The organism is Aquimarina macrocephali (genome assembly GCF_051627225.1).
GTDB classification, from domain to species: domain Bacteria; phylum Bacteroidota; class Bacteroidia; order Flavobacteriales; family Flavobacteriaceae; genus Aquimarina; species Aquimarina macrocephali.
Genome location: NZ_CP151795.1, coordinates 3,226,120 through 3,239,861, shown reverse-complemented (window position 1 = coordinate 3,239,861; position 13,742 = coordinate 3,226,120). Strand labels below are relative to the sequence as shown.

Below are 13,742 nucleotides of genomic sequence, written 5' to 3'. Positions count from 1 at the left end.
GGGTATAACTCATGAGAAATGATCTAATAAAAATGGAAATAACTATTTACTTAAATCTAATAAACTGTGCTTTATCAAAATAATAACTCGGTGTATATACAGGTTGGTTTTCGTCAAACCTATACCATGGTGAGATCGAAGTATCTTCAAAATTTTTAAGTAAGCACACATTCTGCGCTGGTGTATTTCCTTGAGCCAGAAGATACATCTTATTTCCTTTTTCGTTTACAATTTCATCTACAACAATCTCGATATGCCCTGGGGAACCAGGTTTTACAAGCATATCACCAATTCGTATATCTTTAACAGATATCTTTTTTAGCTCATTATGCATCGATAATGTCCCTGCATATGTGTAGATTAGGTTTAAGTATGTATAGAAGTTTGTTTTGGTTTTATTAGAACTTGCTGTTTTATGAAATGTTACTTTGTTGCCATTTATTTTTGGTCGATACCCTTGTGCATATTTACTCCATGAGCAATAATGACCCGAGGTAAAATTAAACCCAATTTCGTCTTTTCTGTTTCGCTCCCACAAATACTCTGATCGAATTCTCATCAAGGCATCTGCGCATTGTTGTAATCCATTTGATGGAACCGGGACTTCTAGAATTGCTTCGTGCCAATTCTGAGCAAAATATTCGCTGTCATCATAATTTATAATCTTGCTCCCATAAGGTTTTAGCGGATAATGACGTAAGTATCTCTGAAATGAACCTTGCGCATATTCAACCCTCTTATAGCCTTCTGGAATCATAACTCGAGTTGAGATAGAATCTCCTTCCCTATTAACGTGATCAGGTGTTTTAATTACACTTGTTACAGCACCTTTTATGTGATTAGTTACCATTTTACCTTTTGAAGTATTTCTCAATATCAAAAACAAAATGATTACTATAATTAGGGATACTATATATTTCTTCATAACATCAGGATTAGTACTAATTCTTTATTTTTTCATATTCATCAGAGGAATAGGCTTTGATTAGTTTATCAATTTCATAAAAACTTATTTCTGAAATACACGTGTCATTATATATTGCTCCAACATCATCAACTTCCATAATTTCAAATTCAATGGCCACAAAATCGTTATACCCCATATGCTGAATATAGTTTTGACTAATATCAATATATTGTGGGGAAATCGATACTTTAGACAAAGAATCTTTTCTGAAACTTACATCTTTCCATTCATCAATTATATATTCTGAATCTATTCCTACTCCTATGGTTCTGATAGTAATATTGGCGACTCTATTATTGTTATACCAAGTTTCTTCAGATTTCGAATATCCCGGAACTATTCTAATTACATAAGGCAAAGCACTCTTATTTTTAAAAGTAATCCTAATTTTTTCTCCTATACCAGAACCTGAAAGACCTTCGACCCATGCTGTATGATCATTGTCATCTATAAGGTTATTTTCAGAATAATCCTGATTTTTACTTCGTAAAACACTAGAGGCCTTACAAGTATCAACCATCAATCGTTTTAATGTATATTTATTATGAAACGCTCCATCAAATTCAACGATAGTAATCAAAGAATCTCTGGATATTTTTATGTTTTGAGAAAACAAAGACTGACCAACCATACCGATCAAAAAAGAAACCAATACCGATAAAAATGAGTGTTTTAATTTATCCATAATCAATACTGTATTAAAAACCTTAGTATCCAAAAATAAAAAAAACCGGTATAAGTAATTATACCGGTTTACAGTGAATTATCTAAATATTTTCCTGATTATCGGAAAATAGTAGTAAATGCTAAATTTTATCCTCCAAAATCATCGAATCTAATGTGTTCGTCTGGGATACCAAAATCTTCTCCCATTTTTTGAACAGCTTTATTCATTAATGGTGGTCCACAGAAGTATAGTTCTATATCTTCTGGAGACTCATGATGATTTAGATAGTTATCGATTACACAATTATGTATAAATCCAACAAATCCATCTCCTTCGGCATCAATATCGCTTTTAACTTTCCAGTTATCTTCTTCTAATGGTTCTGATAATGCAAGGTAAAATTTAAAGTTAGGGAAATTCTTTTCTAAGTCATAGAAGTGATCTAAGTAGAACAATTCACGTTTAGAACGACCTCCGTACCAATACGTTACTTTACGACCAGTTTGTAAGGTTCTGAATAGATGATACAAGTGAGAACGCATTGGTGCCATACCTGCTCCTCCTCCAACGTAAAGCATCTCTGCATCAGATTCATTAATAAAGAATTCTCCATAAGGACCAGAAATAACTACTTTATCTCCTGGCTTCTGAGCAAAGATATAAGATGAAGCAACTCCTGGGTTTACATCCATCCATCCATTTTTAGATCGATCCCATGGCGGTGTAGCAATACGTACATTAAGCATAATCTCTCTTCCTTCTGCAGGATAAGAAGCCATAGAATAAGCACGCTCTACAGTTTCATTATTTTTCATCACTAGTGGCCATAAACCAAATTTATCCCATTCTGCCTGAAACTTATCAGGAGTTTCATGTTCTTCTGGGTGAGCAGTGATATCAATATCTGAATATTTAATTTCACATTGTGGAATCTCAATTTGGATATATCCTCCCGCTTTATACCCCATATCTTCAGGAATACGAACTACAAATTCTTTGATAAAGGACGCTACGTTATAATTACGTACAACCTCAGCTTCCCATTTCTTAATTCCGAATACTTCTTCTGGAACTTCGATATTCATATCTTGCTTTACCTTAACCTGGCAGGCTAAACGTGCTCCATGTTGTAACTCTTTTCGCGAAAAATGGGGCGTCTCTGTTGGTAATGCTTCTCCACCACCTTCTAATACGTGACATTCGCACTGGATACAAGTCCCACCACCACCACAAGCAGATGGTAAAAATATTTTCTGAGCTCCTAAAGTTGATAATAATGTCCCTCCTGAAGCTACTTCAATTTCTTTTTCGCCATTAATGGTGATCTTTACAGGTCCAGATGGTAGTAACTTATCTTTTGCAAATAATAAGATTCCTACTAAAACAAGAATCAGCACCAAAAACGAAATAATGGTTATTGCTATTGTTCCAGCGGTAGATGCTAAAAATATCATATTATTTAAGTATTGTAACGTTAGTATTTTCGGCTACTTCTTTTGTAGTCTCTTTTTTTTCAACCTGAACAGCTTTAGGCTCTTTTTCTTCTTCTTCGCCTCCTGTTAACATTCCTCCAAAGCTCATAAAGCCAATCGCCATTAATCCTGTAAGAATAAATGTAATTCCTAATCCTCTTAAAGGGGCTGGCACATTAGAGTATCTGATTTTTTCACGGATCGCTGCGATAGCAAGAATAGCTAAAAACCATCCTATTCCTGATCCTATACCATACACTGCCGCATGAGAAATAGTTGCAAATTCTTTTTGTTGCATAAACAAAGATCCTCCAAGAATTGCGCAGTTTACCGCAATTAATGGTAAAAATATACCCAGAGAGTTATATAAGGATGGTGAAAATTTCTCAACTACTATCTCTACCAATTGTACCATAGTAGCAATAGTTGCAATAAACAATATAAAGGTTAAGAAACTTAAGTCATAATCTGCATATTCTGGTCCTAACCATACCAAAGCGCCTTCTCTAAGAATATATTTATCTAACAAAAAGTTTAGTGGTACTGTAATTGCCAATACAAATATCACTGCAGCTCCCAGTCCTACCGCAGTAGATACTTTTTTGGATACAGCAAGGTATGAACACATTCCTAAGAAGAATGCGAATACCATATTGTCTATAAAGATCGATTTTAAAAATAATTCTAAATATTCCATGTCTCTTTATTTTAATGATCTTCTATTAATGCTTTATTTCTACTTCTCTGGATCCAGATAATAATTCCAACAGTAATTAACGCCATAGGTGCTAATACCATAAAACCATTATTTTCATAACCTATAGCATACAATCCGGTCTTTTCGATTGGATCACCCAATACTTTAGCACCAAATAATGTTCCTGATCCTAACAACTCTCTAAAGAAAGCTACTATAACCAATAACACTCCATAACCAGCAGCATTACCTACACCGTCTAAGAATGATTTCCATGGACCATTACCTAAAGCGAATGCTTCAAAACGTCCCATGATAATACAGTTGGTAATTATCAATCCTATAAATACAGAAAGCTCTTTACTTAATGTATAAGCAAAAGCTTTTAATACTTGATCTACTACTATTACTAAGGCTGCTACCACCACCAATTGAACAATAATTCTAATTTTTGAAGGGATAATATTTCTCATCAAAGAGATGACTACATTACCAATTCCTAAAACAAAAATTACTGAGATTGCCATTACAATCGAAGGTTTCAATTGTGCAGTAATTGCCAAAGCTGAACATATTCCTAATACTTGAATAGTAATTGGGTTATTATCGGCAAGAGGGTCTGTTAATAATTTCTTGTTTTTCTTCGAAAACAAAGGCTCTTTAGGCTCTTTTACTTTAACTTTTTCTTCTGTTACTTCAGCCATCTGTTATTTTTTTAAAGTTTCGAAATAAGGTTGATACATCTTTATTCCTTTCTTTACCATTGCTGTAACACCATCACCTGTAATTGTTGCTCCGGCCATGGCATCTACTTCATTATCACTTTTATCTACATTTTTAGGATCTGCATTTCCTTTTTTAACAGTAATTCCTTTATAGTTTCCTGAAGCATCCAATATACTTTCTCCTATAAAATCATCTCTAAAATAAGCTTCCTTAATGTTAGCACCTAATCCAGGAGTTTCTCCTTTATGATCAAAAAATGCTCCTTTTACAGTTTTAAACTCTTTATCTAAAGAAACATAACCCCAAATTGCGTCCCAAAGACCGTTACCTCTCATAGGAACCACATAAAACTCTTCTCCGTCTTTCTTACCTATAAACAAAGGAAGTTTTCTTTGATAATTAGCATCTTGCTTAATTTTATCATTTTCCTTTTTCACTTCTATACTAAAAGCGTCACTTGTTTTCTCTGCAGAACTACCAGTAATAATATATTGCTCATCACCAACATATTTATCGAACAACTCCTGTGCTTTTTCTGCAGGCACAAATTCATTAGGATCTTCTGTATCTGCAATACCCATTGCAAACAAAATATTCTGCTGTTTTTCTGTACGCTTATTAGCATCTATTCTACCTTTCAATGAAGATGCAGTAAATGCTAATAATGAACCAACCACAACTACCATTGCAATGGCAAATATGATCGTGTATGAATTTTTATCTGTATTCATCGCCATGATTAAGCCGTTTTTAGTTTTAAACGTTTCATTCTTTTCTTGATATTACCCTGAACCACGTAGTGATCAATAGTTGGAGCAAATACGTTCATTAATAGAATTGCTAGCATTACTCCTTCTGGATATGCAGGATTGAATACTCGGATTAATATAGAGATAAATCCAATCAAGAATCCATATATCCATTTTCCTTTATTCGTTTGTGATGCAGTTACCGGATCGGTAGCCATAAATACAACTCCAAAAGCAAAACCACCGATAATTAGATGATGCCAGAATTCTGTACTCATTAAACTATAGAATTTACTTCCTTCACTAATCCATTCTGCGTTTACAACTCCATTAAAAATTAATCCCATAGCTAAGGCTCCAAGAACGGCACTTGCCATAATTCTCCAACTTCCAATCTTGGTAAAGATTAAGAATAACCCTCCTAATAAAATCAATACCGCAGAAGTTTCACCTACAGAACCAGGAATAAATCCTAAAAACATATCAGCAACTGAGTATGAAATTTCTTTTCCTTGTGCTAAACTTCCCAGAACAGTTTCTCCAGATATTGCATCTAACTGCGCTCCACCAGCTATTTCGCCAGCTCTTTCTACAGCTCCATGCACCCATACTTTATCTCCAGACATCCATGTTGGATAAGCGAAGAATAAAAATGCTCTTATCGTAAGTGCTGGATTCAGGATATTCATACCTGTTCCTCCAAATACTTCTTTACCAATTACTACTCCAAAGATCACTGCAACTGCAAGCATCCATAATGGAGTATCTATTGGAACAATTAATGGCACTAGCATTCCTGTAACCAAATATCCTTCTTCTACTTCATGTCCTTTTATTACTGCAAATAGAAATTCTACTCCAAGTCCAACTCCGTAAGAAATAACAACTAGTGGTAATACTTTCCATAGTCCAACAACAAGATTATCAATTGACCAGAATCCTGCACTAAAAAAACCATTAGCTACAGCTTCTATTTCTCCTGCTGCAAGATGATGTTGATATCCTGCATTAAACATTCCAAATATTAAACATGGTAATAATGCCATGATCACCGTATTCATGGTACGTTTTAAATCATCTGCTCCACGAACATGAGATCCAGAATGTGTAGTTTCATTAGGTAAATACAAAAATGTATGGATTGCATTAAATGCAGGGGCCATTTTTTTGCCTTTATACTTAAGTTTTAGTTTATGTAATTTATCTTTTAATCCCATAGCACTATCCTATTTCTTTTAACATTAAATCTAACCCTTCTCTTATGATTTGCTGATGTGGTTGTTTAGAAACACATACAAATTCGGTTAGGGCAAAATCTTCTGGAGCAACCTCGTACATACCTAACTGCTCCATTGCATCTAGATCATTTACTGCGCAAGCCTTAAGCAACTGCAATGGGTAAATATCTAAAGGAAATACATTTTCATAATTTCCTGTAACTACAAAAGCTCTATGCTCACCATTTGTATTGGTGGTAAGTTCATACTTTTTATTAGGAAATAACCAGGAAAAAGTAAGTGCTCTAGAAGGTGAAATTTTATTGAAAATAGGTTTATTCCATCCAAAAAGTTCATAATCGTCTCCTTCAGGAATAACTGTTATGGTATTATGATAATATCCAAGGTAACCATCTGGTTTTACATTTTCTCCTGTAAGTACATCTCCACTAATCACTCTAATATTTCCTTCATCATGTACTCCAGAAGTGTATACTACTGATGACACCTCTGCTCCAATCTTAGTTTTAAAATACTTAGGAGTTTTAACAGAAGAACCTACCAAAGCTATTGTTCTTTCTGCATTATATTTTCCAGTTAATAATAATTCCCCAATAACTACTAGGTCTTGTGGATTTACTACCCAAACTGTTTCTCCTTTATTGATAGGATCTATTTTGGCCATTTGCACACTCACATTCCCTGCAGGATGAGGTCCCGAAACGTTATGAATTATGCTATTCTCTAGGCCAGATAGTGGTGAGTTTCCTTTTTTACCAACAGAAATATGTACTTTACCTTCAGTTAATTTGCTTAAAGCAGTAACTGCAGCTTGAAGTTCTTTTTCTTTTCCTTCTAGTATGTAATCACTATCTGCTGCCAATGGAGCAGTCGTATATCCTGAAATAAAAATAGCTTTTGGAGCTACATCAGGGTTAGCAATTACATCATACGGACGTTGTTTAATAAATGGCCAGCAACCTGATGCTAAAAGGTGGGTTTTAATATCATCCCCACTCATAGAATTCACATCCTTTACACCGAAGTCTGCATATTTCTGTTCCTTGTCTCCAAGAATCTTAAAAGCTAAAATCTTTCTTTTGGCACCACGTACAATCTCTATTACTTCTCCACTGACAGGAGAAGGAAAAAGCATTTTTTCATTAGATTTTGAATAAAAAAGTGGTTCGCCGGCTTTAACTTCTGTACCTTGTTTAGCAACAACCTTTGGCACTATACCGTGAAAATCATCAGGCCTAATTGCGTACACATTACTTCTGATGGCGTCTACAGTAACTTTTTCTGCTTCGCCAACGAGTTTAATGTCTAAGCCTTTTCTGATACGAATGTCTTTTGACATATTTGTAGTCTATGTTAATTAACTAAAAAAATCGTGCAAATTTACTAATTAAAACACGTAAGTGAAAGCTGGTTCTGTTATAAGATAATTATTTATAATGCTTCTAAATAATGATTCGCAACTAAAAAAAACACTCTTCATTCTTTAGGCACACATTTTGCTTATATTTATACCCGTAATTCTCTATATGATGTCACAAAGACCTAAACCATCACTACTGCTTCTATTACTGCTTATTATTGTTCCCAACCTTTTTTTTGGCCAATCACCTATAAGCGAAATCAATACTGCCAATCACATTAAAACAATCCAACTACTTACAGGTGCAGAATTTTCTGGAATACCTATCCTTAAACTTGGAGCTCCTTTTAGAATTACTTTTGATGATATTAATGGCGATGAATCTGATTATTATTACAGAATAAGTCATTATAACTTTGATTGGACACCTTCTTCTTTATACAAGAATGAATATCTGGATGGTTTTGACGAAATCAGAATTGTAACCTACGAAAATTCTTTCAACACCTTACAGATGTATAGTCATTATAGCTTAAGTATCCCAAATGAAGATACCAGAAGGCTTAAAGTAAGCGGAAACTATCTCATAGAAATATATGATGATGATGATGAAGTGGTGTTCTCTAGAAAGTTTATTGTTTACGAGCCTTTAACATCAGTAAAAGTATACACAAAGAGATCCAGAGACCTCAAACACATAGATACCAAACAATCAGTTCAATTTGAAATAAACTCACCAAATGAAATTTTAAGAAACCCTAGACAAACAGTAAAAACCTTAGTGATGCAAAATAACGATCTCAAAAATGCGATTACTAATCTGATCCCTCAATTCACCATTGCTAATAGTCTAGTGTACAAATATGATCAGGAATCTAGTTTTTGGGGCGGAAATGAATACTTATTTTTTGACAGCAAGGACATTAGGGCCTCTACAGTAAGTACACGAAGCATAGAACTAAGAGATATCTACCACAATTATCTATATTCTAATCGGGTTAGAGCTAATCGAAGATATACGTATAACCCCGATATCAATGGTAATTTTGTTATTAGAAACCTAGATGCCGAAAATAATAATGTTGAAGCAGATTACGTATGGATGCACTTTTCACTAGAGTGCTACGAACCTCTGGAAGGGGGAGAAATTCATCTTTATGGTAATTTCAACAACTATACTCTTGATGAATCAACACTTCTTCAATACGATAAAGAAAGTGGTGGATACTTCAACAAAAGCATTTTTAAACAAGGATTTTATAATTACAAATATGTCCTCTTAAGACCAGACGGAACTATAGATCCAGGTTTTATTAGCGGTAATTTTGATGAAACTGAAAATGAATATACAGTACTACCTTATTACAGAGCTCCCGGAGCGCGCTATGACAGGGTTATTGGAAAAGGAATTGGGAACTCTGCTACTATTACAAATTAGGATAATTGCATTCATTTTTTAAGTTTGTTTAGTTTCTTTTTATTCTACAACACCAATTTTAAGGGGGTTGCTCAGATTCTGAATCATTATATCCATAACACACCACCTTTTCTTCAAAAGTAAAATTTAACCTTGCATTTCTACAAGAGTTGTTTGCGCTATATCTACACTTTCTACAAAACAGCTATTAAGAACAACATATTTCAAAACAACATCTCCAGTATACTTCACTATACAAATATTTAGTTGAACATTAATTTCACGTAGTTCATTAAACACAACCTAATTAACCATACAATAAAATCAGTTTTTTTATTGTTTACATCATTACAACTCTCTTAAAACCACTCATAATGAAAACTTTATTCAAAATTCACCTATTTATTATAATCGCGATATTTACTAGCGATTATACTTATTCACAAATTACTTACAAATCTATTTTTCCTAATATCAGTTTTGAATTTCCCGTAGAAATTCAATGTATAAACAATGGATTAGACAGAATGTTTATTGTAGAACAAAAAGGAAAAATTAAGGTATTCCCAAAAAATGAAAATGTAACCTCATCGCAAGTAAACACCTTTCTTGACATTACAGATCGTGTTCAATTCTCTAACGGTCAAGAATTAGGACTTTTAGGTTTTGCTTTTCATCCTAATTATAGTAGTAACGGCTATTTTTATGTGTACTATACTAAAAACAGTCCTGTTTCTGGCATTTCTACACGAATGGTGTTATCTCGTTTTACCGTTAAAACAGACAACCCTAACCTTGCAGATCCCAATAGCGAACTCATACTCTTTCAATTTGACAAAAATCAAGATAACAGCAATCATAATGGAGGAAAAATAGGGTTTGGCCCAGATTCTTATCTTTATATCTCTTTTGGAGATGGTGGTGGAGCAAATGACCCTAAACGCAATGGACAAAACAAAAATACTGTATTCGGAAGCATTTGCCGTATCGATGTTGATCTTGACGGAAGCAACCCTGTAGAAAGCAATCCGATTTTACCAAATGGTAATTATGAAATCCCAAGTGACAACCCATTTGTAGGAACTGATGGTTTAGATGAAATTTATGCTTATGGAATTAGAAATACCTGGAAATTTTCTTTTGATAAACCTACAGGAAGAATGTGGGGAGCAGATGTAGGACAAAATGCATTTGAAGAAATTAATCTTATCAAAAATGGTAAAAATTATGGATGGAGTAGGTTTGAAGGCACCTCTGTAGCCAACAGTAATGTAATTATCTCAGGCCCGGTAGAATCCCCAATATTTAACTATAACCATAACCAAGGTGATGTTTCAATTACTGGAGGCTACGTATATAGAGGTTCCAAAATTACTAGCCTAAATCCCGATATCAATTCAAAATATATTTTTAGCGACTATGTAAGTGGTAGAGTTTGGGCATTAAATTATAACCCCTCTACAGGAAATACATCCAGCGAATTATTATTTAAAACCAATGGATTATACATCTCTTCTTTTGGCGCCGACACAGAAGGAGAATTATATTTTAGCAGCTATGGAAGCAATGCCAAAATATATAAACTTACTGATGGGAATACATCTCCTCCCGGTACTGCAGTAAATGGAATCGGATCTTGGACCGCCCTAAACCAAGGAGTTAACGGAGTTGTGCAAGCAATAGCATCAGACTCTAATGGAAACATATACCACGGAGGCAATTTTAGTAAAGCAGGAAATATAAGTGCAAATAATATTGCTGTGTGGAATAAAAACACTGGTTGGTCTACTTTGGGTAGTGGAGCAAACGGCAGTATCAACACATTAAAAATTGCCTCAAACGGAAATCTATATGCAGGTGGGGTTTTTACCAAAATTGGCGGAATTAATGCTAATAATATTGCTGTATGGAATGGATCACAATGGTCTGCTTTAGGCCCTGGAATTGATGGAACAATTGCCACAATAGAAACAGATAGTAATAATAATGTTTTTGTTGGTGGAGTATTTAAAACCATTAATGGGACTACAGCAAGAAATATTGCTAAATGGAATGGTAGTCAATGGTCAGCTTTAGAAGATGCAACAAATAAAAAATCAGGAACTAATAACGAAATTCGATCCTTAGCAATAGGGAGTGATGGAACTTTATATGTAGGAGGTAATTTTGATGAAGCAGGAGGTAATATAGCTAAAAGAATTGCAACATGGAACGGATCTAATTGGGGAACATTGGGAGATGGGACCAGTGGGTTTGTTGAAGCTATAACAACTACCCCTACTACTATCTATATTGGTGGAAATTTTGCTCTTGCAGGAAATACAACTGTAAATAGAATTGCAAAATGGAACATCGCAACCAATAGTTGGTCGAAACTGGGTAATGGAGTTAACAACAATGTTCGTTCATTACTTCATGACGGAACTCATTTATACGCTGCCGGAGCTTTCACCACTGCCTCTGATAACAATAGCAACAAGATTGTCAACAATATAGCTCAATGGAGTGAAAATACTGGATGGAAAGCTTTAGGAACTAACACTAGCGTTGGGGTAGATATCATTGTCAACACCATGGCATTCTCTTCTGACACTAAAGAAATATTTGTAGGCGGTAATTTTTCTAAAGCAGGAGCTATAAATGCTAAAAACACTGCTTCATGGAGCAACTCACCAAACACCTCATGCACAGCAACAGTACCCACAGGAGTATCTTCTTCTGCCGTGGGATCTAACACAGCTACTATTGGTTGGACTGCAGTAGCTGGTGCAACTTATGATCTACGCTACAGACAAACAGGAACAACAACATGGACAACTTCTGCAGAAAATGCAACGTCTAAAGTCATTTCTGGATTAACCCCTTCTACTGCTTATGAAGTACAAGTAAGAAGTAAGTGCGCCGATGGAACTAATTCTAATTATAGTAGCTCTACTAATTTTACAACTACGGGTGTACAACTCAACTACTGCGCCTCTAATGGGCAAAGTATAAGAGATGAATATATCAGTAATGTGAAATTAGGAACCATCAATAAAACATCGGCCGGAGGAAGTGGTGGATATAACGATTTTACTGCTGAATCTACGAACCTATCTAAAGGTAGTGCCAATACCATTACCATTACTCCTACTTGGACTGGAACTAAATATAATGAAGGATACAGTGTATGGATTGATTATAATCAAGATGGGGATTTTGCAGATACAGGAGAACAAGTATGGACTAATGCTGCTTCACAAACAACTCCGGTAAGTGGAAGCTTTACTGTACCTGCAACTGCAAAAGATGGAAACACCAGGATGAGGGTATCTATGAAATACAATGAAATACCAACTCCGTGTGAGTCTTTCTCTTATGGAGAAGTAGAAGATTACACCGTTGCGATAGGTGGATCTGGTGGCGCAGATAGCCAAGCTCCTTCTGCTCCTGCTGGATTAACAGCTTCTAATGTTGCTCAAACTACACTTACGCTATCTTGGAATGCTGCTACTGATAATGTAGGAGTTACAGGATATGATGTATATCAAGGAGCTACTAATCTTGGATCGGTAACAGCAACTACAAGAAACATTACTGGATTAACCGCTAACACAGTATACCAGTTTACTGTAAAAGCCAAAGATGCAGCAGGAAATGAATCTGCAGCAAGTAGTACACTAAATGTAACTACTGCTGGAACGTCTTCTACTTATGATGTAAAACTGCGTATTACTTTTGACAGGTATCCACAAGATACCAGTTGGGAGATTAAGGATACTAGCGATAAAGTACTACATTCTGGAGGATCATACGAATCACAAGCAGGTAATTCTACTATAAACATTACTAAAACTTTAGATAAAGGCTGTTATACCTTTGTAATTAAGGATGCATATAGTGACGGGCTTTGCTGTACATACGGAAACGGATCTTATGAATTAACAAGTGTTACAAGTAATACCGTTTTAGCTTCAGGCGCTTCTTTTACCTCAGAAGAAATTAAAAATTTCTGTGTTGGTAATAACAATACTGATGTAAAAATAAATTTAGATAATTCTAGTTTCAAAATTTATCCAAACCCGGCAGAAAGCTTTATAATTATAAAAACCAATGATTCCAACAATTCAAGTTTCAAAATTGTCAACAAAATTGGTCAAATTGTAAAAACAGGAATAATATCCAGAAATAAAATAGAATTAAATGATTTATCTTCTGGATTATATTTTATTTCAGTTACATCAAATACAAAAACTCAAATTAAAAAATTCATTATAAAGTAAACAAAACACATTGATCTAATTAAAGTTGTTTAAAAATAAATAACCCCTGAATTATCAGGGGTTATTTATTTTTAAACAACTTTCTTCATCTAACTTCGTGCATAAAAAGATCATAATAATCCAGAACTTTTATGTTACAACAAAATATTATTACTTTTAGCCTCACAAGGAAACTACTATCAACTAA

General features: G+C 34.5%; 10 protein-coding genes. 2 read left to right on the top strand and 8 right to left on the bottom strand.

Annotation, left to right across the window (positions count from 1 at the left end; all coding sequences use genetic code 11):
• Window positions 1-46 precede the first annotated feature (46 nt).
• From AAFU52_RS13955 to AAFU52_RS13920, 8 genes are all read right to left on the bottom strand, one after another.
• Complete coding sequence (locus AAFU52_RS13955) at window positions 47-925, bottom strand: DUF4846 domain-containing protein (protein WP_438422338.1); 879 nt, start codon at window positions 923-925, stop codon at window positions 47-49.
• A gap of 16 nt (window positions 926-941) precedes the next feature.
• Window positions 942-1,652 carry an NADase-type glycan-binding domain-containing protein gene (locus tag AAFU52_RS13950; RefSeq protein WP_438422337.1) on the bottom strand — a complete coding sequence of 237 codons (711 nt, stop codon included), beginning with the start codon at window positions 1,650-1,652 and terminating at the stop codon, window positions 942-944.
• 128 nt (window positions 1,653-1,780) lie between these two features.
• Complete coding sequence (nqrF, locus tag AAFU52_RS13945) at window positions 1,781-3,088, bottom strand: NADH:ubiquinone reductase (Na(+)-transporting) subunit F (RefSeq protein ID WP_438422336.1); 1,308 nt, start codon at window positions 3,086-3,088, stop codon at window positions 1,781-1,783.
• Between the two features lies 1 nt (window position 3,089).
• Window positions 3,090-3,803 (bottom strand): NADH:ubiquinone reductase (Na(+)-transporting) subunit E, encoded by a 714-nt coding sequence (nqrE, locus tag AAFU52_RS13940; protein WP_024772804.1) that lies wholly within the window; start codon window positions 3,801-3,803, stop codon window positions 3,090-3,092.
• An 11-nt stretch (window positions 3,804-3,814) separates the two neighbouring features.
• Window positions 3,815-4,507, bottom strand: a complete 693-nt coding sequence (locus AAFU52_RS13935) for an NADH:ubiquinone reductase (Na(+)-transporting) subunit D (protein ID WP_051473916.1) — start codon at window positions 4,505-4,507, stop codon at window positions 3,815-3,817.
• Window positions 4,508-4,510: 3 nt separating this feature from the next.
• Entirely contained in the window at window positions 4,511-5,266 is a 756-nt protein-coding gene (locus AAFU52_RS13930) for a Na(+)-translocating NADH-quinone reductase subunit C (RefSeq protein WP_106793136.1), read from the bottom strand.
• 2 nt (window positions 5,267-5,268) lie between these two features.
• Window positions 5,269-6,495, bottom strand: coding sequence for an NADH:ubiquinone reductase (Na(+)-transporting) subunit B (locus AAFU52_RS13925; protein ID WP_438422335.1), 1,227 nt, complete (start codon window positions 6,493-6,495; stop codon window positions 5,269-5,271).
• 4 nt (window positions 6,496-6,499) lie between these two features.
• Entirely contained in the window at window positions 6,500-7,855 is a 1,356-nt protein-coding gene (locus AAFU52_RS13920) for a Na(+)-translocating NADH-quinone reductase subunit A (RefSeq protein WP_438422334.1), read from the bottom strand.
• A 187-nt stretch (window positions 7,856-8,042) separates the two neighbouring features.
• Here AAFU52_RS13920 and AAFU52_RS13915 point away from each other — a divergent pair, with 187 nt between their 5' ends.
• On the top strand, window positions 8,043-9,314 hold the full coding sequence (locus tag AAFU52_RS13915; protein ID WP_438422333.1) for a type IX secretion system plug protein domain-containing protein: 1,272 nt from the start codon (window positions 8,043-8,045) through the stop codon (window positions 9,312-9,314).
• 353 nt (window positions 9,315-9,667) lie between these two features.
• On the top strand, window positions 9,668-13,555 hold the full coding sequence (locus AAFU52_RS13910) for a PQQ-dependent sugar dehydrogenase (protein ID WP_438422332.1): 3,888 nt from the start codon (window positions 9,668-9,670) through the stop codon (window positions 13,553-13,555).
• Window positions 13,556-13,742 lie beyond the last annotated feature (187 nt).

What these genes read in the sequence shown, in the direction of transcription:
- AAFU52_RS13915 (WP_438422333.1), top strand. Translation starts at nt 8,043, where the DNA reads ATGATGTCACAAAGACCTAAACCATCACTACTGCTTCTATTACTGCTT.
- AAFU52_RS13955 (WP_438422338.1), bottom strand. Translation starts at nt 925, where the DNA reads ATGAAGAAATATATAGTATCCCTAATTATAGTAATCATTTTGTTTTTG.
- AAFU52_RS13910 (WP_438422332.1), top strand. Translation starts at nt 9,668, where the DNA reads ATGAAAACTTTATTCAAAATTCACCTATTTATTATAATCGCGATATTT.
- AAFU52_RS13930 (WP_106793136.1), bottom strand. Translation starts at nt 5,266, where the DNA reads ATGGCGATGAATACAGATAAAAATTCATACACGATCATATTTGCCATT.
- AAFU52_RS13950 (WP_438422337.1), bottom strand. Translation starts at nt 1,652, where the DNA reads ATGGATAAATTAAAACACTCATTTTTATCGGTATTGGTTTCTTTTTTG.
- nqrE (WP_024772804.1), bottom strand. Translation starts at nt 3,803, where the DNA reads ATGGAATATTTAGAATTATTTTTAAAATCGATCTTTATAGACAATATG.
- AAFU52_RS13925 (WP_438422335.1), bottom strand. Translation starts at nt 6,495, where the DNA reads ATGGGATTAAAAGATAAATTACATAAACTAAAACTTAAGTATAAAGGC.
- nqrF (WP_438422336.1), bottom strand. Translation starts at nt 3,088, where the DNA reads ATGATATTTTTAGCATCTACCGCTGGAACAATAGCAATAACCATTATT.
- AAFU52_RS13935 (WP_051473916.1), bottom strand. Translation starts at nt 4,507, where the DNA reads ATGGCTGAAGTAACAGAAGAAAAAGTTAAAGTAAAAGAGCCTAAAGAG.
- AAFU52_RS13920 (WP_438422334.1), bottom strand. Translation starts at nt 7,855, where the DNA reads ATGTCAAAAGACATTCGTATCAGAAAAGGCTTAGACATTAAACTCGTT.